This is a genomic window from Pseudomonas sp. KBN12P06040 (genome assembly GCF_037574965.1).
Classification (GTDB): Bacteria; Pseudomonadota; Gammaproteobacteria; order Pseudomonadales; family Pseudomonadaceae; genus Pseudomonas; species Pseudomonas aeruginosa.
On the sequence record NZ_JBBELS010000001.1, the window covers coordinates 5462966 to 5487225 of the forward strand.

23 protein-coding genes are annotated in these 24260 nt (G+C 66.6%); 12 read left to right on the forward strand and 11 right to left on the reverse strand.

The features are described from left to right. Window positions 1-7: 7 nt before the first annotated feature. A complete protein-coding gene (gene mrcB / locus VQ067_RS25830; RefSeq protein ID WP_074241047.1) occupies window positions 8-2332 on the reverse strand; it encodes a penicillin-binding protein 1B in 2325 nt (774 codons plus the stop codon). A 212-nt stretch (window positions 2333-2544) separates the two neighbouring features. Here mrcB and VQ067_RS25835 point away from each other — a divergent pair, with 212 nt between their 5' ends. The 4 genes from VQ067_RS25835 (at window position 2545) to cbpA (ending at window position 5946) form a co-directional block, all read left to right on the forward strand. Then, on the forward strand, window positions 2545-4107 hold the full coding sequence (locus VQ067_RS25835; protein ID WP_003095088.1) for a bifunctional aminoglycoside phosphotransferase/ATP-binding protein: 1563 nt from the start codon (window positions 2545-2547) through the stop codon (window positions 4105-4107). Between the two features lie 91 nt (window positions 4108-4198). Then, the gene (locus VQ067_RS25840; protein ID WP_003095090.1) at window positions 4199-4546 is read left to right on the forward strand and encodes a pentapeptide repeat-containing protein; all 348 of its coding nucleotides are present in this window, start codon (window positions 4199-4201) and stop codon (window positions 4544-4546) included. Between the two features lie 225 nt (window positions 4547-4771). Continuing rightward, window positions 4772-5044, forward strand: coding sequence for a TfoX/Sxy family protein (locus VQ067_RS25845; RefSeq protein WP_003095094.1), 273 nt, complete (start codon window positions 4772-4774; stop codon window positions 5042-5044). A 104-nt stretch (window positions 5045-5148) separates the two neighbouring features. Continuing rightward, window positions 5149-5946, forward strand: a complete 798-nt coding sequence (gene cbpA, locus VQ067_RS25850) for a cAMP-binding protein CbpA (protein WP_033991803.1) — start codon at window positions 5149-5151, stop codon at window positions 5944-5946. A gap of 463 nt (window positions 5947-6409) precedes the next feature. On the opposite strand, the gene VQ067_RS25855 is transcribed toward cbpA, so the two are convergent. From VQ067_RS25855 to VQ067_RS25875, 5 genes are read right to left on the reverse strand one after another with little or no spacing between them, the layout of a single operon-like run. Continuing rightward, on the reverse strand, window positions 6410-7297 hold the full coding sequence (locus VQ067_RS25855; RefSeq protein ID WP_003113451.1) for a ChaN family lipoprotein: 888 nt from the start codon (window positions 7295-7297) through the stop codon (window positions 6410-6412). 10 nt (window positions 7298-7307) lie between these two features. Next, window positions 7308-8075 carry a heme ABC transporter ATP-binding protein gene (locus tag VQ067_RS25860; RefSeq protein ID WP_003457143.1) on the reverse strand — a complete coding sequence of 256 codons (768 nt, stop codon included), beginning with the start codon at window positions 8073-8075 and terminating at the stop codon, window positions 7308-7310. After that, a complete protein-coding gene (locus tag VQ067_RS25865; RefSeq protein ID WP_003121063.1) occupies window positions 8075-9058 on the reverse strand; it encodes a FecCD family ABC transporter permease in 984 nt (327 codons plus the stop codon). Before VQ067_RS25865 ends, VQ067_RS25860 begins: the two co-directional genes overlap by 1 nt. A 50-nt stretch (window positions 9059-9108) precedes the next feature. Beyond that, window positions 9109-10002 carry a hemin ABC transporter substrate-binding protein gene (locus VQ067_RS25870; RefSeq protein ID WP_317951637.1) on the reverse strand — a complete coding sequence of 298 codons (894 nt, stop codon included), beginning with the start codon at window positions 10000-10002 and terminating at the stop codon, window positions 9109-9111. 9 nt (window positions 10003-10011) lie between these two features. After that, window positions 10012-11076 (reverse strand): hemin-degrading factor, encoded by a 1065-nt coding sequence (locus tag VQ067_RS25875; RefSeq protein WP_034020031.1) that lies wholly within the window; start codon window positions 11074-11076, stop codon window positions 10012-10014. A gap of 179 nt (window positions 11077-11255) precedes the next feature. Between VQ067_RS25875 and phuR the strand changes: the two genes are divergently transcribed. From phuR to VQ067_RS25890, 3 genes are all read left to right on the forward strand, one after another. Further along, a complete protein-coding gene (gene phuR, locus VQ067_RS25880; protein ID WP_003095102.1) occupies window positions 11256-13550 on the forward strand; it encodes a heme/hemoglobin uptake receptor PhuR in 2295 nt (764 codons plus the stop codon). A 102-nt stretch (window positions 13551-13652) separates the two neighbouring features. After that, window positions 13653-14000, forward strand: a complete 348-nt coding sequence (locus tag VQ067_RS25885) for a Rieske (2Fe-2S) protein (protein WP_073668231.1) — start codon at window positions 13653-13655, stop codon at window positions 13998-14000. Window positions 14001-14080: 80 nt separating this feature from the next. Then, complete coding sequence (locus VQ067_RS25890) at window positions 14081-14593, forward strand: DUF4136 domain-containing protein (RefSeq protein ID WP_003095104.1); 513 nt, start codon at window positions 14081-14083, stop codon at window positions 14591-14593. Window positions 14594-14596: 3 nt separating this feature from the next. On the opposite strand, the gene VQ067_RS25895 is transcribed toward VQ067_RS25890, so the two are convergent. Next, on the reverse strand, window positions 14597-15046 hold the full coding sequence (locus tag VQ067_RS25895; RefSeq protein ID WP_004365359.1) for a DUF4345 family protein: 450 nt from the start codon (window positions 15044-15046) through the stop codon (window positions 14597-14599). A gap of 249 nt (window positions 15047-15295) precedes the next feature. Between VQ067_RS25895 and VQ067_RS25900 the strand changes: the two genes are divergently transcribed. Further along, on the forward strand, window positions 15296-15745 hold the full coding sequence (locus VQ067_RS25900) for a DUF411 domain-containing protein (protein ID WP_003095106.1): 450 nt from the start codon (window positions 15296-15298) through the stop codon (window positions 15743-15745). A 58-nt stretch (window positions 15746-15803) separates the two neighbouring features. Here VQ067_RS25900 and alaC read toward each other — a convergent pair whose 3' ends face one another. Then, window positions 15804-17039, reverse strand: a complete 1236-nt coding sequence (alaC, locus tag VQ067_RS25905; protein WP_003111172.1) for an alanine transaminase — start codon at window positions 17037-17039, stop codon at window positions 15804-15806. 169 nt (window positions 17040-17208) lie between these two features. Here alaC and VQ067_RS25910 point away from each other — a divergent pair, with 169 nt between their 5' ends. Further along, the gene (locus tag VQ067_RS25910; RefSeq protein ID WP_033990062.1) at window positions 17209-18063 is read left to right on the forward strand and encodes a PhzF family phenazine biosynthesis protein; all 855 of its coding nucleotides are present in this window, start codon (window positions 17209-17211) and stop codon (window positions 18061-18063) included. A gap of 67 nt (window positions 18064-18130) precedes the next feature. Next, window positions 18131-19024, forward strand: a complete 894-nt coding sequence (ypfJ, locus tag VQ067_RS25915; RefSeq protein ID WP_003095112.1) for a KPN_02809 family neutral zinc metallopeptidase — start codon at window positions 18131-18133, stop codon at window positions 19022-19024. 21 nt (window positions 19025-19045) lie between these two features. Here ypfJ and VQ067_RS25920 read toward each other — a convergent pair whose 3' ends face one another. Beyond that, the gene (locus VQ067_RS25920) at window positions 19046-19522 is read right to left on the reverse strand and encodes a SecDF P1 head subdomain-containing protein (protein WP_009314236.1); all 477 of its coding nucleotides are present in this window, start codon (window positions 19520-19522) and stop codon (window positions 19046-19048) included. A gap of 413 nt (window positions 19523-19935) precedes the next feature. Between VQ067_RS25920 and VQ067_RS25925 the strand changes: the two genes are divergently transcribed. Continuing rightward, window positions 19936-21231 (forward strand): NCS2 family permease, encoded by a 1296-nt coding sequence (locus tag VQ067_RS25925; protein ID WP_003095114.1) that lies wholly within the window; start codon window positions 19936-19938, stop codon window positions 21229-21231. Then, window positions 21228-22319 (forward strand): tRNA (uridine(54)-C5)-methyltransferase TrmA, encoded by a 1092-nt coding sequence (gene trmA, locus VQ067_RS25930; protein ID WP_003111178.1) that lies wholly within the window; start codon window positions 21228-21230, stop codon window positions 22317-22319. Before VQ067_RS25925 ends, trmA begins: the two co-directional genes overlap by 4 nt. A 33-nt stretch (window positions 22320-22352) precedes the next feature. On the opposite strand, the gene sfsA is transcribed toward trmA, so the two are convergent. Then, on the reverse strand, window positions 22353-23060 hold the full coding sequence (sfsA, locus tag VQ067_RS25935; protein ID WP_003100180.1) for a DNA/RNA nuclease SfsA: 708 nt from the start codon (window positions 23058-23060) through the stop codon (window positions 22353-22355). Beyond that, complete coding sequence (locus VQ067_RS25940) at window positions 23060-24232, reverse strand: pyridoxal phosphate-dependent aminotransferase (RefSeq protein WP_022580478.1); 1173 nt, start codon at window positions 24230-24232, stop codon at window positions 23060-23062. Before VQ067_RS25940 ends, sfsA begins: the two co-directional genes overlap by 1 nt. Window positions 24233-24260: the final 28 nt, after the last annotated feature.

Genomic DNA, 24260 nt, shown 5'->3' on the forward strand with positions numbered 1-24260 from the left:
TCTCGGATCAATTCAGCCAGCCACGTACCCAGTCCATCACCTCGCCGGCGGGGTTCTGGCTCCCGCAGCCTGGGCCCTGGGCGGGCTCGCTGCCACGAATATAGGGCATCTGTACGGCATTCGGGCAATCCGCCGCCGAGCCCTGCCCGGTCTGCGCGTCGACCCAGGCCATCACCACGTTCTCCGGCATCGGCATTTCCAGCGATTGCGGATGCGCCTTGCGCATGAAGCTGGCCCACACCTGCAAGGCACCGGTGGCGCCGGTAAGCGGCGTCTTGCCGTTGTCGTCGCGACCGAGCCAGACCACAGCCTGGAGGTCGCCGCCGAAACCGGAGAACCAGCTATCGCGCGAGTCGTTGCTGGTGCCGGTCTTGCCGGCGAGGGTCAGCGACGACGGCAATTGACTGTACACCGAACGCCCGGTGCCTTCGCGCATGACCCGCTGCATGGCGTTCTGCACCAGGTAGACGGCGCCCGAGTCGAAGCGCTGTTCGACCTGGAACGGATAGCGCTTGAGCGGCTGGCCGTCGGCAGTGAGGACGCTGCGGATCCCCCGCAACGGCGTGTTGAAGCCGCCGCTGGCGATGGTCTGGTACATGGTGGCGACCTCCATCGGACTGAGCGAACCGGCGCCCAGCAGCATCGACGGATAGGCCGGCCAGTCACGGTTGATACCCAGCCGGGCGACGGTCTGCAGCACGTTGGGCACACCGACGTCGAGGCCGAGCTTGGCGGTGGACAGGTTGTAGGAGTTTGCCAGGCCCTGGTACAGGAAGATCGTGCCATGCGAGCGCCGGTCGTAGTTCTGCGGTCGCCAGACCTGGCCGTCCTGGCCTTTCACCGCGAAGGGCTCGTCCTGCACCCAGGTGGTCAGGGTGTACTTGCTCGGCCGCTCGAGAGCGGTCAGGTAGACAGCCGGCTTGATCAGCGAACCGATCGGCCGCACCGCGTCCAGGGCCCGGTTGAAGCCGGCGAAGCGCGGGTCGCGACTGCCGATCAGGGCCTGGATCTCGCCGGTTTCCGGATTGGTCACGACCATCGCCGCCTCGACCTGGTCGACTCCCTTGCGCCCACTGAGGCGCTTGAGCGTTTCGTTGACGGAGGTCTCGGCCTTCTCCTGCAGGATCGGATCGAAGCTGGTGAAGATGCGCAGCCCTTCCTCGGTCAGGTCCTCGTCGCGGTAGTCCTGGCGCAACTGGCGCTTGACCAGGTCGAGGAAGGCCGGATAGGAGCTGTCGGCCATGCTGCCCTGCCGGGTAACGCCGAGCGGGCGCTGCTTGGCGGCGTCGACTTCCTGCTGGGTCGCCACGCCCTGCTCGGCGAGCACGTCGAGCACCAGGTTGCGCCGCGCCAGCGCACGATCCGGGTAACGCCGCGGGTTGAAGTAGGACGGTCCCTTGACCATGCCGACCAGCAGCGCCACCTGGTCGAGCTTGAGCTCGGCCAACGGCTGACTGAAGAAATACTGGCTGGCCAGGCCGAAGCCATGGATCGCTCGTTGCCCATCCTGGCCGAGGAACACCTCGTTGAGATAGGACTCGAGGATGTCGCGCTTGTCGTAGTGCAGTTCCAGCAGCACCGCCATCATCGCTTCGTTGATCTTGCGGCTCAGGCTGCGTTCGTTGCTCAGGAAGAAGTTCTTCACCAACTGCTGGGTCAGGGTGCTGCCGCCCTGGCGCAACTGGCCGGCCGTGGTGTTGACCCACACCGCCCGGGCCACGGACTTCAGCGACACACCATGGTGGTTCCAGAAGTCGCGATCCTCGACCGCGACCAGGGTGTCGATCAGGTAGGTCGGCACCTGGTCGAGCTTGACCAGGATGCGATCCTCATGGTGCGCCGGATACAAGCCGCCGATCAGCAGCGGCTCAAGGCGCGCCACCGCCAGTTCCTTGCCGTTGGCCTGGCTCAGCCCGCTGACGTAGTTGCCGTTGAAGCGCACGCGCACGCGCTGGGCCGGTTCCGCGCCTTCGTAGAACTGGAAGCCACGGGTATTGAGTTCGACCGCGTTGGCCGCCACCGATACGGTTCCAGGGCCGCTCACGCTGGGCTCGCGACGGTAGCCGAGGGCGTCGAGTTCGCGCAGGAAGTCTTCCCTGCTCAGCTTCAGGCCGTTGAACAGCTCCAGCGGGCGGGCATAGACCTTCGCCGGGATGGTCCAGCGCCGGCCGGAGAATTTCTCCTGCACCACGGCATCGAGATAGATGGCGAAGCCGGCGAGGAGCACCAGGCCGACGAGGCCGAGCTTGAGGGCCCAGCCGAGCCATTTGTTCAGGCCGGGTGCCGGGCGTGCTTTGCTGTTACGGGAACGGGGGGATCGGGGACGCGTCATGGCGGCGCATTATACGTACTTTATCCACAGCGGACAGACACCGCATCGGCGGCATCCACGGTCTGCGCGGCCCCGGTGGATAGGCGCGGCGGCAGCGCGGCGCATTCGACCGGCGATCCGGCAAATGGTTGCTATCCGCCAGCGAGGTTTGCACTGTCACCCCTTCCCGCCATAATGCGGGTTTTCGCATATTTCAGAGGCAAGGATATCCCGTGAGCCAGACCCTGATCGCCGCCCTGCAGAACCCGGCCCTCTACCCCCACCCGGTGGAGCGCTTCGAGGTCATCGAGACGCACATCTCCTGGGTCCTGTTGACCGGTCCCTACGCCTACAAGATCAAGAAGCCGATGGATTTCGGCTTTCTCGATTTCACCAGCCTGGACAAGCGCCGCTTCTATTGCAACGAAGAGCTGCGCCTGAACCAGCGCCTCACCGACGATCTCTACCTGGAGGTCCTGCCGATCACCGGCAGCGAAGAGGCGCCGCGGATCGGCGGCGACGGCGAGGCAATCGAATACCTGCTGAAGATGCGCCAGTTCCCGCAGGACAACCTGCTGGCGGCAATCCAGGGCCGCGGCGAACTGTCCAACCAGCATATCGACGAACTGGCCGAGCAGATCGCGCACTTCCACCAGAACACTCCGAAGGTGCCGCTGGAGCACCCGCTGGGCACCGCCGAGTCCTGCATGGCGCCGGTGCGGCAGAATTTCGAGCAGGTTCGCCCGCTGCTCAAGGACAAGGCCGACCTGCAACAGCTGGATGCCCTCGAAGCCTGGGCGGAAAGCAGCTTCGAACGCCTGCTGCCGGTGCTCCAGGAGCGCAAGGCGAAGGGCTTCATCCGCGAATGCCACGGCGACATCCACCTAGGCAACGCCGCGCTGATCGACGGCAGGGTAGTGCTGTTCGACTGCATCGAATTCAACGAGCCGTTCCGTTTCACCGATGTCTGCGCCGACTTCGCCTTCCTCGCGATGGACCTGGAAGATCGCGGCCTGAAGTGCCACGCTCGACGCTTCGTCAGCCTCTATCTGGAACACACCGGCGACTACCAGGCCCTGGAACTGCTGAACTTCTACAAGGCCTACCGCGCCATGGTCCGCGCCAAGGTCGCGCTGTTCAGCCTCGGCTACCAGACCGATGCCGTGCAGCGCGCGGCGACCCTGCGCCAGTACCGCAACTACGCCAACCTGGCGGAAAGCTACAGCGCCATTCCCTCGCGCTTCCTGGCGGTCACCCATGGTGTCTCCGCGGTCGGCAAGAGCCAGGTGGCCATGCGTCTGGTGGAGGCTCTGGGCGCCGTGCGCCTGCGCTCGGATATCGAACGCAAGCGTCTGTTCGGCGAGCAGCCGGAACACGACAGGGGCCAGTTCGCCGCCGGCATCTATAGCAGCCAGGCCAGCGAAGCGACCTATGCGCACCTTCACCAGTTGGCCGCGAAGATCCTCCAGGCCGGCTATCCGGTGGTGATCGACGCCGCCTACCTGAAGCAGAATCAGCGCCAGGCCGCTTGCCACATCGCGGAAGAAACCGGCGTGCCGTTCCTGATCCTCGACTGCCAGGCGCCCGAAGCGGTGATCGCCGGCTGGCTTGCGCAACGCCAGGCGGAAGGCAAGGACCCGTCCGACGCGACTCTCGACGTGATCCGCACCCAGCAGGCTACCCGCGAGCCGCTGACAGCGGCGGAGACGGTCCAGAGCAAGCGCGTCGACACCCACGACGCGGCCAGCCTCGACGGGCTGGTCGACGGCATTCGCCAGCGCCTGCCCGGTCTCTGAACGAACTGCCATGCCGCCCGCCCCTCCAGGGCGGGCGCCGTGCCGCTGCTCTTCTATACTCACGGCGAGCCTTCTGCGCAGGACGCCGCCCATGAACTCGCCCCGTCAGCTCGACTCGCCGCTCTACCAACTGCTCCACGCCGAAGACATCGAAGGCTTCAACCGACAGAAGCCGGCCGACGGCTGGATCGACCTGGCCGGCGGCGACTTCCGCGGCCTCGACCTGCGTCTGCTGGATGCCGCCCGCGTCGACTTCAGCGATGCCTATTTCCGCGGCGCCGACCTGCGCGGCGTGGATCTGCGCGAGGCGCGCCTGGAGGGCGCCAGCCTGGCCCATGCGCAGATATCCGGTACGTATTTCCCGTTGCGCCTGGCGCCGGACGAGATCCGCATGTCGGTGAACTTCGGCACCCGCCTGCGCTACCTACCGGAGCCCTGAGAAGCGGAAGGACCACGCCAGGCCACGTTTTGCCGGGAGGCCGCTACACTTCTGGCAGGTACCCGGCCGGCTGAGGATCGGTCCCGGACCGCCTACGCCGGATCGTAAGGGCGAAGGCCGCTCGCGTCGGCCATCTCGCTCCATCGCGCCGGCCCTGTCGGCTCCGGACCGGTTCCAGGCAGTTCCGCGCCATCACGCTTCTGAGCGGCATCGCAAGGACCGACGATGAACGACGAACTGCTGAATCTGAAAAACCTCGGGAAAACCTCGACCCAATGGTTGCATGCCGTGGGTATCCACAGCGCCACCGATCTGCGTCGGCTCGGCTCGGTGGGAGCCTATCGCGCGGTCCGCGCGCGCGGCTTCCGAGCCTCGAAAGTCTTGCTCTATGCCATCGAAGGCGCACTCCTCGACGTTCACTGGAACGAGCTGTCCCCAGACCACAAGGCCGCACTGCTCGGCGAGCTGGAGACTTTCCCCGTGCGAAACAAGAGCTAGCTCACACCTGCCACGGGAAGATATTTACTCCCCCCGGGCGCCCACCTATCGTCTCGTGGACGTTCGTACCTCCTCTCCCGACCAGGCAGCTCAAGGAAATGGCCATGTATCTACTCGGCGAGCAACCGGCTTATGCCGACCAATTGATCAATCGCCTGCAGGGAATCCCTCACCGCCTGCTCGAAGGCCTGGCACCCAGCAGCCCCGCCCTGGAACTGGAACGTAGCGACGACCTGGAACGCGAGCTGCCCGCCGACCAGGTATTCCTGGTGGAAAGCGGCCTGCTGCATGCGCTGGTCGACGAACGCCCCCTGTTCTACCTCCAGGAAGGCGACCTCCTCGGCCTTCGACGCGGACTCGAGCTCCCCGCCTGCCGGCATGCCAACGAAGAGCCGATCCGCCTGCTGCCCTATTCGCGCGATGCGCTGCTCCAGCACATCCATGCTGACCAGGAACGTCAGGAACTGCTATTGCAGTACCTGATCGGACAGACTGCCCTGCTCGGCGATGCGCTGGCGCACCTGAAGCAGCCGGAAGTCCGCCCGGCCACCGGCTTCCGCCACTTCGCCGCGGGCGAGGCGCTGATCCGCCAGGGCGACGATGCGGATCATGTATTCATCATCATCGAAGGGCACGCCGAAGCGCTGGTGGACGGCCAGAAAGTCGGCGATGTGCAGAAGGACGAGATCTTCGGCGCCATGGCCGTGTTCACTCGCGAGAAACGCAGCGCCACGGTGGTCGCCAGCGAACCCTGCACGGTGATGGTGATTCCCAAGGAGCAGTTCCTCGGCCTTATGCAGAACAACCCGCGAATCGCCCATAGCCTGATCGAAGGCATGGCCCGGCGGATAGACCTGCTTAACCGGGAAGTGACCCAGCTGCGCCTGCGCCGCAGCGCCTGAGGCCCATTCCAGAGGGCTCGCGACTAGCTAGCAGAAAAGTTTGGCGAAAGCGTTTGACATGGAAATGAGAATCATTATTATGTCACTCAACTGGTCGCGAGATCAGCCGGTAAGCTGAGAGACCCACGCAGTCGGACTCTTCAGATTATCTCCTCATCAGGCTAATCACGGTTTTTGACCCGGCACTTTGCCGGGTCTTTTTTTGCCTGCGATTCGGCCGGAGACGACCGTTCATCGGCTGACGATGGAATGAATGAGAACCGGCTTGACCTGATAATGAGAATAGTTATTATTACAACAACTGGTCGCGAGGCCAGCAGGTAAGCTGAGAGACCAAGCAGTCGGACTCTTCAGATTATCTCCTCATCAGGCTAATCACGGTTTCGACCCGGCACTTTGCCGGGTCTTTTTTTGCCCGCGAAAACGTAGCGCGATACGCGGCTCCAGGCCTCGCGCCCTTCCTTCAACGCGCCTTCTTCATCTCCGCGCAATAGTCCTTGTCCGGCTGTGCCGGCGTGTACCAGGCGTAGTCGGCCTCACGCGTCGTTACCGCCTGCCCGGCCTCGACCAGCATCAGTACCTGAGTGCCCTTCTCCGCACCAAGGTCGCGCAGGTGGACCGGTACGCCGAGGTCGCGCCGGGCGTGGAAGCTGCCGGCGACGAGCATCGCCGGCCGCGGCGCATCGCGAAGACGCTCGGCCATGCGGCGGTCGCGTTGCTGCTGGACGGCGAGCATCGCCGGCAATTGATCGTCGGGAAGCATGCCGCAGTGGGATTCGCGAATCTGCGCAAGCAGCGGCAGGCGCACGCTGTCACGCCTGGAGGCCGTTCCGGGAAGCGGCGGTCGCTCCCTGTAGATGCGCATGATCTCGCTCCGCTGGAGGTTCGCCGCCAGCAACGGCGCGGGTTGCGCAACCGCCCAGGACACCAGGGGTCCGTACTGCGTCCAGTCCCAACCTTTCTGCCAGTCCAGGGCCTCCTCCAGGTTCGCCACCGGCTTGCCGTTCCCGAGTTGTGCGCGGACCGCATCCACCCGTGGTTGCTGGCCGGGATCGAGCATTTCCAGCAGCAGGCTGCCCTGCGCCCGGTATTCGCCCAGGGCCTGCGCCAGCCACAGCTCCACGGCATGATGATCGGGATTGTCGTGCTTCTCGCCGACGATCACTCGCGGCGCGGCCGCCAGGCGTGCGACCAGTTGCTGCGGGCTCAGCGTCACGCCGCTGCGCAATTCGACGATTCGTCCCGTCTGCGGATCGTCGCGCCCTTCCGGGCTCTGCCAATCAGGCAGCGGCGGCAGTTGGGACTGGCAGCCGCCCAGCAGCAGACAGAAAGCGAACAGGCGAATGCGCATGGCGACTCCTTCAACGGGCGACGATCAGCGGATGACCTCGCTCGGGATGACGCTGGACCAGGACCTCGAGGCCGAACACCGCGCGCAACGGCTCGGGGCGCAGGACTTCCTCGGGCGTACCGAGCAGGTGCGGGCGACCATTCTGCAACAGCAGCAGGCGGTCGCAATAGCGCGCGGCCAGGTTGAGATCGTGGAGGATCACCAGCACCGAGGCACCGCGGCGGGCGAAATCATGCACCGCCTGCAGGGTAGTGTGCTGGTGCAGCGGGTCGAGCGCCGAGGTCGGTTCATCGAGCAGCAACACCTGCCCCGGCTCGCCCGGCCACAGCTGCGCCAACACCCGCGCCAGGTGCACGCGCTGGCGTTCGCCGCCGGATAGCGCCAGGTAGCTGCGCCCGGCCAGATGGCTGGCGTCGGCCGCCGCCAAGGCCTCGGCGACGATCTGCACATCGCGCTCGCGGCCGCTGGAATGGGGCAGCCGACCGAAGCCGACCACCGCCTCCACCGGAAAGGCGAAGCCCAGCGACGAACTCTGCGGCAGCACCGCCAGGCGCTGCGCGCGAGCGACGCCCGGCCAGTCGTCGAGACCGCGCTCGTCGAGCAGCACCTGCCCTTCGGCCGGCTCCAGTTCGCCACAGAGAGCGCCAAGCAAGGTGCTCTTGCCAGCGCCGTTAGGGCCGAGTACGCCGAGCATCTCGCCAGGCCGCAGCTCCAGCTCGAGGCCTTCCAGTACAGTCTTTCCGCCACGGCGGATGGACAGGTTCTCCACGCGCAGCATCAGGCCCGCCCCCGCAATAGCAGATAAAGGAAGAACGGCGCGCCGATCAGTGCCGTGACGATGCCGATCGGCAACTCCGCCGGAGCCAGCGCCAGGCGCGCCAGCAGGTCGGCAAGCAGCAGGAGAATGGCGCCGGCCATCATCGAGGCCGGCAGCAACGTCCGATGATCCGGACCGGCAACCAGACGGATCAGGTGCGGCACCACCAGGCCGATGAAGCCGATCATCCCCGCCGCCGCCACTGCGGCGCCGACGCCGAGGGCAGTGCAAAGCACCAGTTCGGCCTTCAATCGCTCGACGTCGAAGCCCAGGTGACGGGCCTCGGACTCGCCGAGCAGCAGTGCGTTCAGCGCATCTGCCCGGCGCGGTAGCCAGCAGGCCACCAGCAGCGCCACCAGCAGCAGCGGCCAGAGTCGTGGGTAGCTGGCGCCGTTCAGGCTGCCCAGGTTCCAGAAGGTCAGGGTACGCAAGGTGGCGTCATCGGCGAGATAGGTAAACAGTCCGATCACCGCGCCGGACAGTGCGGTCAAGGCGATCCCTGCCAGCAACATGGTGGCCACGCTGGTCTGGCCATCGCGGCGGCCAAGCCGATAGACCAGCCAGGTCACCCCCAGGCCGCCGCCGAAGGCGCACAGCGACAGCAGGTAAGGCGCGAGGAACGCCGGCAAGCCGCCCAGCGAGGCGCCGAATACGATGGCCAGCGCCGCGCCGAGGGCCGCGCCGCTGGACACCCCGACCAGCCCTGGATCGGCCAGCGGGTTGCGGAACAGGCCCTGCATCGCCACCCCGGACAGCGCCAGCACCGCGCCCACGGCCAGGCCGAGCAGGGTCCGCGGCAGGCGGATCTGGCCGAGGATCATTTCCGCCTGGGCCAGGCCCGTTCCATCGAGCGGCAGCCCGGCCAGGCGCAGCGCGGCGCGCAGGGTATCGCCCAGCGGCAGGCTGACGGGACCGAGGGCGAGGGACAACCAGAGGACCAACACGAGCGAAATCCCCAGCGCACCGAACAGTGCGCGGGGACGAACAACCGATTTCAATGGGCGGCTTCCGTACTCAGCGGTTTCGCGGAAGGATAAAAGGCTGCGGAGAGAGCCGCCAGGCCATCCGGCAGGCGCGGACCGAGGCCGCCCACCAGGAGCGTCGGGTCCAGCACCAGCAGACGTCCGTCACGCGCCGCGCGGGTCGCGGCGAGGCCGGGGTTCTGCTTGAGCAGCGCGGCACGCGCCGCATCACCTTCGAGGCTGCGGTCGGCGATCACCACCGCGGCCGGATCGAGCGCGGCCAGGGCTTCCACCGAGATCGGCTTGTAACCCTCATGGGTAGCCAGGTTGCGTGCTCCGGCCCGGTTCAGGACCCAACCGCCGCCGGTATTGCGCCCGGCTACCAGCAACTGACCGCCGGCGTTGCCGATCACCAGCAGGACGCCCGGGGCCGGCTGGCTCTTCTGCGCGGCCGCGATCCAGTCCGCCTGGCGCCGCAGCCGCTGACGATAGTCAAGTTCGGCGGCCTCGGCGCGCTGGGGCACGCCGAGCCAGTCGCCGAGCTTCTTCAGGTTGCTTTCCAGTGCCTCCAGATCCGGCTTGGCGGAGAGGGTCTCGACCCGCACGCCGGCGCCTTCGAGCTGCTTGAGTACCGGCGGAGGCCCCATTTCCTCGGTGCCGATGAGGATATCCGGACGCAACGCCAGCACGCCCTCGGCAGCCAGTTGGCGCTGGTAGCCGACGCTCGGCAGCTGTTTCAGCGTCTGCGGATGCTGGCTGGTGGTGTCCACCCCGACCAGCTTGCTCTCGCCGCCCAGCGCCACTACCCATTCGCTCAGCGAGCCGCCCGCGCTCACCCAGCGTTGCGGCAGCTCGGCGGCCTGGGCCATGCCGGTGCCGAGCAGGATGCCCAGCGCCAACCCGTTGAATAGTCGATCGATACGCATGATCTCTCCTCAGAGCGCCTTGAAGGATTCGGCCAGTTCGCGCCAGTCGTCGCGCTCGGGCTCGCCGGGCTTGCGCGCGCCGAACAGTTGCACGATCAGTTCGCCGTCGGCGTCGAAGGCCTCCCAACTGGTTACGATGCCATCGGTGCTCGGCTTGCGCACCCGCCAAAGCTCGGCGATGCCGGTGGTCTTCAGGTGCAGGTTGAATTCCGGATCGAGCACGTTGAACCAGTCGTCCAGCCACTTCAGGTTGCACACAGGCCCGGTATGGATCTGGATGCAGTGGGCGTTGCCGACGAACACCATGATCGGCAACCCACTTTCGGCCGCCGCCTCGAAGAGTTTCGACAGCTCGCCATTGTCAAGGCGCTCGGCCCATTCGCCGCCAGCCAGGCGCAGCGCCTGGGTGCGCTGCGCGCCATGCTTCTTCAGCAGGGCGTGGAAATGATGGGTGTCCTTCAACGCGGCCCAGCCTTCGCGCAAGGCTACGGCATCGATCTGCGCATCGACGAGCGCAGCAGCCGGTGCGCGGGGTTCGCGCAGGGCCAGCACGGCATCCTGCTCGGCAGCCCGCAGGCGCTCGACCAGCGGTTCCCAGGCGCGGACGTCGCTGGCCTCGGTAAGGAACACCTTGTGCACCGCCACGCCCTGCTGGTCGAACACCTGGATGCTGCGCTGGGTACCCCGCGATGTCTCCTCGGCAATGGCGAAGACAGCGTTCCACCCCCCCAGGAACAGGCGCAGGTCGATATCCGGCGAGACCACCAGGCCCATCTGCCCATTGGCAGAGACCGTCACTTCGCGATACGGCCCCTTGCGTTCGTGGACGCAATGCTCGTTGCGGGTCAGCGCCATGATCGGCCCCAGTTCGCCGAGCGCCGGCAGCAAGGCGGCCCAGTCCGGCCGCAGGCGCACGGCATCGATGCCGACCCGGCTGGCGACCAGCTCGCCTTCGCTGACCTGCAACAGCGCGGCGGCGTCGCGCGCGCGTAGCTGCGGTCGCTCGGCGCGCAGGTCCTGCCAGGCGCGGTAAAGCTCGGCAGGGGAATGGGAAAGGCTGGGAGTGCTGCTCATCGACGGTTCCTCGGGCATATCCGGTTCGGTCGCGCTACGCGCAAAACAGGTGAACTTTGCCACAAAACGCACATCTGAATCCATTTGATAATTATTTGCATTAGCGTTTTTCTGGCAGTACCTTGTGCGCCCGACGTCCCCCTGGCTATTCGCCACCGGCCCGACCCAAGGAGTCCCACATGCCGCTCTCCCCGCCCTTCGCCCTGCGCCCCTGCCTGGCCCTGCTGTTGCTCAGCCCTTCCCTGGCTCTGGCGGGGAACGCCGTCCCGCTGACCCCGACCACCATCACCGCCACCCGTACCGAGCAGGCAGTGGATTCGGTGCCGAGCACCGTCAGCGTGCAGACCCGCGAACAACTGGACCGGCAGAACGTCAACAACATCAAGGAACTGGTGCGCTACGAACCGGGAGTCTCGGTCGGCGGCGCCGGCCAGCGTGCCGGGATCACCGGCTACAACATCCGCGGCATCGACGGGAACCGCATCCTTACGCAGATCGACGGGGTCGAACTGCCCAACGACTTCTTCAGCGGCCCCTACGCGCAGACCCACCGCAACTACGTCGATCCGGACATCGTAAAGCGCGTGGAAATCCTTCGCGGCCCGGCCTCGGCGCTGTACGGCAGCAACGCCATCGGCGGCGCGGTGAGCTACTTCACCCTCGACCCGTCGGACATCATCAAGGACGGCAAGGACGTCGGCGCCCGGCTGAAGGCCGGCTACGAGTCGGCAAGCCACTCCTGGCTGACCTCGGCCACCGTCGCCGGCCGCGCCGACGACTTCGACGGCCTGCTGCATTATGGCTACCGCCAGGGCCACGAGACCGAATCCAACGGCGGCCACGGCGGCACCGGGCTCTCGCGCAGCGAAGCCAACCCGGAAGACGCCGACAGCTACAGCCTGCTCGGCAAGCTGGGCTGGAACTACGCCGAGGGCAGCCGCTTCGGGCTGGTCTTCGAGAAGTACAAGAGCGACGTCGATACCGACCAGAAGAGCGCCTATGGCGGCCCCTACGACAAGGGCAAGCCGGCCATCCCACCGAGCATGCTGCCGGGCGGCATGTACCAGTGGCGCAAGGGCAACGACACCCTGACTCGCGAGCGCTACGGCCTGGAGCACCATTTCCTGCTCGACAGCCCGGTCGCCGATCGCATCCAGTGGAGCCTGAACTACCAGTTGGCGAAGACCGACCAGGCGACCCGCGAGTTCTACTACCCGATCACCCGCAAGGTCCTGCGCACCCGCGACACTACCTACAAGGAACGCCTGTGGGTCTTCGACAGTCAGTTGGACAAGAGCTTCGCCATCGGCGAGACCGAGCACCTGCTGAGCTACGGGATCAATCTCAAGCACCAGAAGGTCACCGGCATGCGCAGCGGCACCGGCACCAACCTGGACACCGGCGCGGACAGCCCGCGCGATGCCCTGGAACGCAGCAGCGACTTTCCCGATCCGACGGTGAAGACCTACGCCCTGTTCGCCCAGGACAGCATCAGCTGGAACGACTGGACCTTCACTCCCGGCCTGCGTTACGACTACACGCGCATGGAGCCGCACATCACCGACGAGTTCCTGCGCACCATGAAGCAGAGCCAGAACACCGCGGTCGACGAGTCGGACAAGAAATGGCACCGGGTTTCGCCCAAGTTCGGCGTGACCTACGACTTCGCCCAGCACTACACCTGGTACGGCCAATACGCCCAGGGCTTCCGCACGCCCACCGCCAAGGCGCTGTACGGTCGATTCGAGAACCTGCAGGCGGGCTACCACATCGAGCCTAACCCCAACCTCAAGCCGGAAAAGAGCCAGAGCTTCGAGACCGGGCTGCGCGGCAAGTTCGACGAAGGCAGCTTCGGCGTGGCGGTGTTCTACAACAAATATCGCGACTTCATCGACGAAGACGCCCTGAATACCGATAGCACCGGCGGCAACGGCCAGACCTTCCAGTCCAACAACATCGAGCGTGCGGTGATCAAGGGCGTCGAACTCAAGGGCCGCCTGGAGCTGGGCGCCTTCGGCGCGCCGCAGGGACTCTACACCCAGGGCAGCGTGGCCTACGCCTACGGTCGCAACAAGGACAACGGCGAGCCGATCAACAGCGTCAACCCACTCACCGGAGTGTTCGGCCTGGGCTACGACGAAGCAGACGGCAACTACGGCGGGCTGCTCAGCTGGACCCTGGTCAAACGCAAGGACCGCGTCGACGACAGCACCTTCCACACCCCGGATGGCACCGCCAGCCAGTTCAAGACCCCGGGCTTCGGCGTCCTCGACCTCAGCGCCTACTACAGGCTGAGCAAGGACCTGACCCTCAACGCCGGTCTCTACAATCTGACCGACAAGAAATACTGGCTGTGGGATGACGTGCGCGGCTACGACAGCGTCGGCGAGGCTTCGGCGCTGGCCCCGGCCAACATCGACCGGCTGTCCCAGCCAGGCCGTAATTTCGCGGTCAACCTGGTCTGGGACATCTGACCCGTTACCCCTTCGCACACGGAAGTGCCCCCATACCCAGCGCCTGGCCATGCCGGGCGCTTTCCATGCCACAGGTGAAAGCCGTCCTCCGGATCAGGGATAATGATCCCGGCAAACGGAGCGCCCATGATCCACCTGTGTCCCTCTTCCTATCTCGCCGAAGGCAACAGCCGCGGCTTCCTCGTCGATGAGCGGCGGCTGTTCGCGGTGCGTCGCGACGGCCGCGCCTACATCTACCTGAACCGCTGCCCGCATCGCGGCATCCCGTTGGAGTGGCAGCCCGATGCCTTCCTCGACGACAGCGCCAGCCTGATCCGTTGCGCCAGCCACGGCGCGCTGTTCCTCATCGAGTCCGGCGAGTGCGTCGCCGGCCCCTGCGCTGGCGAGCGCTTGCGCGCCCTGCCCTGCCGGGAAGACGCCGAGGGCCTCTGGGTGGAGCTGGACGACTGACCCAACGGGGGATGGGCGGCAAGCCGCGAGGCAACGGCTAGGCTTGCGGCACAAAGATAAAAAAGAGGAAGGAACGCGCCATGCGCCGATTCAGCCTGCGCTTCGTCCTGCTGCTCCTGTTCGGCCTGCTGCTCTATGCCTGCCGCAATGAACCGGGCCCCGTACGGCTCGCCCCTGGCGTAACAGCGGCGGATTACAGGACTTTCTTCATCCAGGCGGTACGCGCCGAGGGGCACCGCATCGACTTCGAGGAGCGTTTCGATACGGCCGTGCGCCGCGCCCTGGAGGCCAAGGGCTATCGCTACCAGGCGGAACACGGCGACCTGCGGGTGATCTACGCCCTCGGCCTGCAACGCCAGCCGGGCCTGGAAATGCGACCGGTGATCACCCAGGATGGCGTCTTCACCCAGACCCAACTGACCGAAGACACCGAGGCCAGGCTGGCGCTGCGCATCCTTGACGAAAGCAACGGCAGGGTCCTTCTGGAAAGCGTGCTGAGCCGCCAGCTGCACGATCCGGCGCTGACCCAGGAAGCGTTCGACCGCGGCGTCGCGCAATTGCTGAAGGACTTCCCGAGTCGCAGTCAACCTTGAATGTCACAGGCCGTCGAAGTCGTCCTCGCGGCGCTCGGTGTTCTCGCCGGGCGTCGACAGCCGGGGCGGCCGCCGTTGCAGCCACCACAGGGCGGCGATCCCCAGGGCAGCCATTGCGCCGCGGAACAGCAAGCCGAACAGGTTGCCGTCGGCCTCCATCCCGCCCTCGATCCAGGCAATCAATAGCCGCGACAGAGTCAGGATCGATTGCAGCAGCACTACCAGGATCAACGCCGGCTGCACCAGCGAAGCCCGGCGCAGGGCGAACAGCAGGAACAACGCCAGGGCGAACTGATGGCCGCCATAGAACACCCGCGCATCGCTGACCGCCGAAGGCTCCATCAGCAGCATGCCACTGAGATTGGCCATCTCGTAGGGACGCACCCAGTACAGCACTCCCAGCGCGCCCCATACCAGCGCCTGAACCAGCAAAACCAAACGGGCGAAGAGCATCCCCTTTCTCCTCGGGCCTGTTGCCCCCAGCGGTCAGTTCGACACCGGCGGCGAACGCCCCGGCAACCCTAAGGACAGCAGACCCAAACCGCGCCGACGAGTTCGCTGCGACAATCCGTCCCTGCCCAACGGCAACCCGGCGCGGCGGGCAGCGCATCGCTTCGTCACAAGTGGATACAGCTCACCGGCTGGGTGGCGGCGGGTGCCAGCGGTATGCTCCCGGCATTCGCTCGCAGCAAGGAGAATCCCATGCGCCGCTTCGCACCCCTGGCCGTCCTGGCCGCCACCCTGCTCCACGGTTCCCTGGTCCAGGCCGCCGAACCGCTGGCCATCGACGTCCACCGCGACGCCAACTGCGGCTGCTGCAAGGACTGGATCAAGCACCTCGAAGCCAACGGTTTCAAGGTCACCGACCATGTGGAAGCAGACATGAGCGCAGTCAAGAGCCGCCTCGGCGTGCCCTACAGCATGGGCTCCTGTCATACCGGAGTGATCGACGGCAAGTTCGTCGAAGGCCACGTGCCGGCAGCCGACATCCTCAAGCTGCGCGAACGTGCCGACCTGGTCGGCGCCGCCGTACCGGGCATGCCGGTCGGCTCGCCGGGCATGGAAATGGGCGACCGCCAGGACGCCTACCAGGTCGTCGGCCTGACCAGGAGCGGCCAGGCCTCGGTACTGGCGGAGTACCCGGGACGCTAACGAAAACGCCGTTTCCCCCAGGGGAAACGGCGTTTTTCCTTGTAGCAGGGCGTGAGGATCACTCCGCCAGGCTATCGACCTTCTTCTGCGGCGACAGCAGCCCGTCGGCGCGGAACATCGACTTGATCCCGCGCACCGCCTGGCGCAGGCGGTCGCGGTTCTCGATCAGGGCGAAACGCACATGATCGTCGCCGTAGTCGCCGAAGCCGATCCCCGGCGACACCGAGACCTTGGCGTCCTGCAACAGCTTCTTGGCGAACTCCAGCGAGCCCAGATGCGCGTAGGGCTCGGGGATCTTCGCCCAGACGTACATCGAGGCCTTCGGGTTCTCCACCATCCAGCCGGCCTCGCGCAGTCCCTTCACCAGGACGTCGCGGCGCTGCTGGTACTGCCGGGCGATATCGCGGACGCACTGCTGGTCGCCTTCCAGAGCGGCGATGGCCGCCACCTGCAGGGGCGTGAAGGTGCCGTAGTCGTGGTAGCTCTTGATCCGCGCCAGGGCCGAGACCAGCTCGGGATTGCCGACCATGAAGCCGATCCGCCAGCCGGCCATGTTGTAGCTCTTCGACAGGGTGAAGAACTCCACCGCGATATCCTTGGCACCCGGCACCTGCATGATCGACGGCGCTTTCCAGCCGTCGTAGACGATGTCGGCATAGGCCAGGTCGTGCACGACCATCACGTCGTACTGCTTGGCCAGCGCCACCACGCGCTCGAAGAAGTCCAGCTCGACGCACTGCGCGGTAGGGTTGGAGGGGAAACCGAGAATCATCATGCGCGGCTTGGGAATCGATTCGCGGATCGCCCGTTCCAGCTCGTTGAAGAAATCGATGCCCGGCACCAGCGGCACCGAGCGCACCTGGGCGCCGGCGATCACCGCACCGTAGATGTGGATCGGATAGCTCGGGTTGGGCACGAGGATGGTGTCGCCATGGTCGAGGGTCGCCAGCATCAGGTGCGCCAGGCCTTCCTTGGAGCCGATGGTGACGATGGCTTCGCTTTCCGGGTCGATCTGCACGTCGTAGCGGTCGCGGTACCAGTGCGAGATGGCCCGGCGCAGGCGCGGGATGCCGCGCGAGGTGGAGTAGCCATGGGTGTCTTCGCGCTGGGCGACGGTGCAGAGCTTCTCGACGATATGCGGCGGGGTCGGCCCGTCGGGATTGCCCATGCTCAGGTCGATGATGTCCTCGCCACGGCGACGAGCGGCCATCTTCAGTTCGGCGGTGATATTGAAAACGTAGGGGGGAAGGCGGTCGATGCGCGCGAAACGGCGCGCAGGGCGTGATTCAGCCATGCTGTCCTCGGAGTAACGTAAGCGCCCGGAACCGTCCGAGCGACGCCGGCCGCTGCGGCGGCCTGGAAAGCACCAGCCAGGCGCTTTCTTGTCGGCGAACATAAAGGCCGATAGGCTGCTTGTCGAGTCCCCCCTCGCGTTTTTCATTCCATTTCACAGGAAAAGGCCCATGTCCCGACGCTACTGGCAACTCGATGTGTTCGCCGAGCGTCCGCTCACCGGCAACGGCCTGGCCGTGTTCGACGACGCCAGCGCCCTCGATGACGCCGCCATGCAGGCCTGGACCCGCGAACTGCGCCAGTTCGAGTCGATCTTCCTGCTGCCGGGCAACGACCCACGGGCCTTCCGCGCACGGATCTTCACCCTGGAGGAAGAACTGCCGTTCGCCGGCCACCCGCTGCTCGGCGCCGCCGCCCTGCTCCATCACCTGCGCGGCGGCGACAACGAACAGCACTGGACGCTGCACCTGGCCAGCAAATCGGTGGCCCTGCGCAGCGTGCGGGCGGGCAGCGGTTTCTACGCCGAGATGGACCAGGGCCGCGCCGAATTCGGCGCCACCCCGGACGCCGGGACCTGCCGCTGGTTCGCCGAAGCCTTCTCGCTATCGGCCAACGACCTGTCCGGGCATCCACCGCGGGTGGTGAGCACCGGCCTGCCCTACCTGCTCCTGCCGGTGACCGCCGAGGCGCTGGGTCGAGCCCGTCAGGTCAACGATTTGCAAGAAGCCCTGGATAAACTCGGCGCGGCGTTTGTCTATCTGCTCGACGTCGACGGGCGCGAGGGCCGCACCTGGGACAGCCTGGGGCTGGTGGAAGACGTGGCTACCGGCAGCGCTGCCGGTCCGGTCGCCGCCTACCTGGTGGAATACGGGCTTGCCGCGCGCGGCGAACCCTTCGTCCTGCACCAGGGACGCTTCCTCGAGCGGCCGAGCCGGCTCGACGTCCAGGTCGCGACAGACGGTAGCGTAAGGGTCGGCGGCCACGTCCAACTGCTCGCCCGCGCCGAGCTGCTGACCTCGGCCTGACGGTCGGGGTGGCGCTGGCGGCGGACGACGACAACACTGAAGAAGCGAAACGTACAGGAGAACCGCCATGCTCTGGCGCAAAGGACGACGCAGTGACAACGTGATTGATGCCCGGGGCGAAGGAGGCGCAGGCGGCGGTGGCGGCATGCGCATCGGCGGCAAGGGCCTCAGCCTGGGTGGGGTGGCCATCGTGGTGGTGGTCGGCCTGCTGATGGGCCAGGACCCAATGCAGATCCTCGGGTCGCTGCTCGGCCAGATGGACAGCCCGGCGCCGGCCACCCAGCAGCAGGCCGGCGGTCGGGCCCCGGCGGCCAACGACGAGCAGAGCGAGTTCGTCCGCTCGATCCTCGGCGACACCGAGGACACCTGGGAACAGATCTTCGCCAGCGGCCAGGCACAATACCAACAGCCCAAGCTGGTGCTGTTCAGCAATGGGGTGAATTCCGCCTGCGGCTTCGCCTCGTCGGCCACCGGGCCGTTCTACTGTCCGGCCGACCGCCGGGTCTACCTCGACCTGGAGTTCTTCCGCGAGATGGAACAGCGCTTCTCCGCCGCCGGCGACTTCGCCCAGGCCTATGTGATCGCCCACGAGGTCGGCCACCACGTGCAGAACCTGATGGGCATCTCGGCCAAGATCAACGCAGCCCGCCAGCGCGGCGCGCGCATGGAGGGCGCCAACGGCCTGTCGGTACGCCAGGAACTGCAGGCGGACTGCTTCGCCGGGGTCTGGGCCAACCGTGCACAGCAGCGGCTGAACTGGCTGGAGCCGGGCGACATCGAGGAAGCCCTGAACGCCGCCAACGCCATCGGCGACGATCGCCTGCAACGCCAGGGCCGCGGCATGGTGGTGCCGGATTCCTTCACCCATGGCTCCTCGGCGCAACGCATGCGCTGGTTCAAGACCGGCTTCGAGAGCGGCTCGCCGGCCAGTTGCGATACCTTCAAGGCCCAGACGCTCTGAGCCTCGCCGCCAGCCGGGCGCTTAGCGCCCCGGCTGGCTTCCCAGCGCATTCAACTGATCGGCCAGTTCCCTGGCCTCGTAGGCCGAAGCCAACCCGTCGAGATAGACCTTACCGTTGCGGATCGGCTCGCGCACCCGCGGCGCCAGGCGCAGGCGCCCGTCCACCAGTACCGCTAGAGTGCGCCCCCGGGCCTCGCCGGTCAGCGCGGCCAGGCGGCGGGCGGCCGGTTCGGTGAAGGTGACTTCGACGCCGGGTCGACCGTTCTGGTCGTACAGGACCTCGGCGCGGAGTACGTCAGCCTGGGTCAGGCTGGGCTTCAGCGCCACCAGCATGGCCTTGCCCTGCGGGTCGGCCAGGGTGCGGAACGCCGCGGAAGGCGTGCTGGCGGTGGCATAGACCCCGAAGCTGTGCTGCGGGATCGGCAGCGGATCGCTGGCGCAAGCGGCCAGCAGCAGCGCCAGGCCCAGCGGAAGGAATGCGAGTTTCGAGCGTTTCATGATGAGGTACTGCAGAAAACCTGGGCGGAGCGTCCGTCCGGACGCCAACGCCTATGTTAACGCCGCCCGCGCCGGGCGGGCGAGCAGGGCCTTCCGCGAGGCGACGATCGACTAGACTGGCGGAAATTCACCCCTCTCCCGCGAACTGGTATGATGCGCGCCTTTTCGAGCCGTATGAACCCCACGCAGGCCGCCGCGAGGCCCCTGGCGTGCGTGGGTCGTTTCATGCGGCTCGCGCATTTTCGGGACTCAGCCGTCTGCCGGGATCGTTCGCGGTACCGCGCCGACGAGACAGCGATGCAACGCCCGCCACGCGGAAATTCGGTTTTCCCTGGTCGGCGGCCGGCTCCACGGCCGGCCACTTCTGCTGGCGCCATGGGGATCGTTGCAGAGCACATTCAGGGGAATCCAACATGCTGGAAAAGCTGTTTCAATTAAAGGCGCACAACACCACGGTGCGCACCGAGATCCTGGCGGGGATCACCACCTTCCTGACCATGGCCTACATCCTCTTCGTCAACCCGAGCATCCTCGGCGAGACCGGCATGGACAAGGGCGCGGTGTTCGTCGCCACCTGCCTGGCAGCGGCCATCGGCTCGACCATCATGGGCCTGATCGCCAACTACCCGATCGCCCTGGCCCCCGGCATGGGCCTCAACGCCTTCTTCACCTACACCGTGGTGCTGCACATGGGCCACAGCTGGCAGGTCGCGCTGGGCGCAGTGTTCATTTCCGCCACCATGTTCTTCCTGCTGTCGATCTTTCGCATCCGCGAATGGATCATCAACAGCATCCCCCTGCCGCTACGCTCGGCGATCGCCGCCGGCATCGGCCTGTTCCTCGCACTGATCGCCCTGCAGAACGCCGGCATCGTGGTGGACAACCCGGCAACCCTGATCGGCATGGGCGACCTGACCAAGCCGGCACCGATCCTCGCCACCCTCGGCTTCATCCTGATCGTCGCCCTGGAGGCGCGTAGCGTCACCGGCGCGGTGCTGATCGGTATCCTGGTGGTCACCGCCATCGCCATCCTGCTCGGCGTGACCCAGTTCGGCGGCGTGGTCTCGATGCCGCCGTCGCTGGCGCCGACCTTCCTCCAACTGGACATCAAGGGCGCGCTGGACATCGGCCTGGTCAGCGTGATCTTCGCCTTCCTCTTCGTCGACCTGTTCGACAACTCCGGCACCCTGATCGGCGTCGCCAAGCGCGCCGGACTGATGGGCAAGGACGGCCACATGCCGAAGATGGGCCGCGCGCTGATCGCCGACAGTACCGCCGCCATGGGCGGCTCGCTGCTGGGCACCTCGACCACCACCAGCTACATCGAGTCCGCCGCGGGCGTCAGCGCCGGCGGCCGCACCGGCCTGACCGCCATCGTCGTCGCCATCCTGTTCCTCCTCGCGCTGTTCTTCGCCCCGCTGGCCGGCAGCGTACCGGCCTTCGCCACCGCCCCGGCGCTGCTCTTCGTCGCCGTGCTGATGGCCTCGGGCCTGGCAGAGATCGACTGGGAAGACATCACCGTCGCCGCGCCGGTGGTCGTCACCGCGCTGGCCATGCCGTTCACCTATTCGATCGCCACCGGCATCGCCTTCGGCTTCATTTCCTGGACCGCGATCAAGGTGCTGTCCGGGCGCTGGCGCGAACTGAACCCGGCGCTGGTGATCCTCTCCGTCCTGTTCGTGATCAAGCTGGGCTTCTTCAACGCATGAGCCGTCCACAGTTCGACCCCAGCGCCTACGCCGCGCAACTGGAAGACAAGAAGTCCCGCCTCGCCGGTTTGCTGGCCCCGTTCGCGGCACCCGCGCCGGAGGTCTTCGAGTCGCCGCGCGAGCATTACCGGCTGCGCGCCGAATTCCGCCTGTGGCGGGAAACCGGCAACGAGAAGCGTCACTACGCGATGTTCGAGCAGGGCGACAAGCACACGCCGATCCTGATCGAGGATTTCCCCATCGCCAGCCGCCGCATCAACGAACTGATGCCGCGCCTGAAGGCGGCCTGGGCCGACCCGGCGCTGGGCTTCAAGCTGTTCCAGGTGGAGTTTCTCACCACCCTGGCCGGCGACGCGCTGATCACCCTCTGCTACCACCGGCCGATCGACGACGCCTGGCGACAGGCAGCGGAAAAGCTGGCGGCGGAACTGGGCGTGAACCTGGTCGGGCGTTCGCGCGGCAAGCGTATCGTCGTCGGACGCGACTATGTGGAGGAGGAACTGTCGGTCGCCGGCCGGCGCTTCCGCTACCGCCAGCCCGAGGGGGCTTTCACCCAGCCCAACGGCGAGGTCAACCAGAAGATGCTCGGCTGGGCCTACGAGGCGCTCGGCCAGCGCGACGACGACCTGCTCGAACTGTACTGCGGCAACGGCAACTTCACCCTGCCCCTGGCCACCCGGGTACGCAAGGTGCTGGCCACCGAGATCAGCAAGTCCTCGGTCAATGCGGCGCTGGCCAACCTGGCCGACAACGCGGTGGACAACGTCAGCCTGGTGCGCCTGTCGGCCGAAGAGCTGACCCAGGCGCTGAACGAGGTTCGCCCGTTCCGCCGCCTGGCCGACATCGACCTGAAGAGCTACGCCTTCGGCAGTGTCTTCGTCGATCCGCCACGAGCCGGCATGGATCCGGACACCTGCGAGCTGACCCGGCGCTTCGAGCGCATCCTGTACATTTCGTGCAACCCGGAAACCCTGGCGCAGAACATCGCCCAACTGCACGACACGCACCGGATCAGCCGCTGCGCGCTGTTCGACCAGTTCCCCTACACCCACCACATGGAAAGCGGCGTCCTGCTCGAACGCCGCTGAGCGAGTGGCCGCGCCCCACGGCGCGGCCATGCCTCAGAGTCGCACCGGGAGGCGCCGCGCCAGGTGCAATCCTTCCGTCGTCACCTCGGCGCCATAGGCCAGCACCTCGACGCCCGCTTGCGCCGCCTCGCGCAACGCCTTGCCATAGGCTGGATCGATCTCGTCGGCGGGGCGCACCGCCTCGACCCCGGAAAGGTTCACGCAGTACAGCTGCACCGCGCGGATCCCCTCCCGCGCCAGCGCCGCCAGTTCGCGCAGGTGCTTGGCGCCGCGCAGCGTCACCGCGTCGGGAAAGGCCGCCACGGCGGTTTCGTCGAAGCCCAGGGTGACGCTCTTCACCTCGATGAACAGTGCGCCCGTGGGGTATTCCAGGCGAAAGTCGGCGCGACTGTTCTCCACGCCGTAGGCCACTTCCCGGCGCAGAGCGGTGAAACCGGCAAGCTCCGCGATGTCCCCGGCCAGCAGCGCCTCCTCTACCAGGCGGTTGGCCCGCGCCGTGTTGACGCAGGCCAGGCGGCCCTGCGGGGTCTCGCTCAGCTCCCAGGTCCCCGGCAGCTTGCGCTTGGGGTCGTTGGAGCGGCTGAACCAGACCCGGCAGCCTTCGCTCATGCAATTGAGCATCGAACCGGTATTCGGACAGTGGATGGTCAGGCGCTCGCCGCCGGCGCTCTCGATATCGGCGAGGAAACGCTTGTAGCGACGCAGCAGGCGGCCTTCTTCCAGTGGCTGCTCGAAACGCATCAGGGCCGCCAGTTCTTCAGGCCGCGGGCGATCCGCTCCACCGCTTCCTGCAGGCGCGGCAGGTTCTGGGTATAGGCGAAACGCACGTGGTGGCCGGCCTGGTGGCGGCCGAAATCCAGCCCCGGGGTGAAGGCAACGTGCTCGGTCTCGATGAAGTGCTTGCAGAAGGCGTAGGCATCGCCGCCGAACGCGCTGATATCGGCGTAGAGATAGAAGGCGCCTTCAGGCTCCACGGCGATTCCGAAACCCAGCTCGCGCAGGGCCGGCAGGAGGAAGTCGCGACGGCGGGCGAACTCTTCGCGACGCTCTTCGAGAATGGCGATGGTGGTCGGCTCGAAACAGGCCAGCGCGGCCTGCTGGGCCATGCTCGGCGCGCTGATGTAGAGGTTCTGCGCCAGCTTCTCCAGCTCAGGCACCGCCGCTGCCGGCGCCACCAGCCAGCCCAGGCGCCAGCCGGTCATGCCGAAATACTTGGAAAAACTATTCAGGACGAAAGCGTCGTCGTCGACTTCCAGCACCGAGGCGGCGTCCACGCCATAGGTCAGGCCGTGATAGATCTCGTCCACCACTAGGTGCCCGCCGCGGGCCTTCAAGGCGCCCGACAGGCCGGCCAGTTCGTCGCGATCGAGCAGGGTCCCGGTCGGATTCGCCGGCGTCGCCACCAGAGCGCCTACACTGTCTGAATCCCAGTGCCGCTCGATGAGATCCGGCGTCAGTTGGTAACGGCTGTCCGGCCCCACCGGCACCAGTTGCGCGGCGCCTTCCACCAGGCGCAGGAAATGCCTGTTGCACGGGTAGCCCGGGTCGGCGAGCAACCAGTGGCGGCCGGGGTCGACCAGCAAGCTGCTGGCCAGCAGCAGGGCGCCGGAGCCGCCCGGAGTGACCAGCACGCGCTGCGGGTCGAGGTCGACCCCGTAGCGTTCGCAGTAGAATTTCGCGATCGCCTCGCGCAGCGCCGGCAGGCCGCGGGCGGCGGTGTAGCGGGTATGCCCGGCGGCCAGGGCGGCGCGCCCGGCCTCGACGATCGGCTCGGCCGTGGTGAAGTCCGGCTCGCCGATCTCCAGGTGGATCACATCGTGGCCGGCGGCCTGCAACTCGTTGGCCCGCGCCAGCAGGGCCATGACATGGAAAGGCTCGATGGCCCGACTGCGCGCGCTATAGGAGGTAGCCATGGATATTCCGAACTTTGCGAGGAAAAAC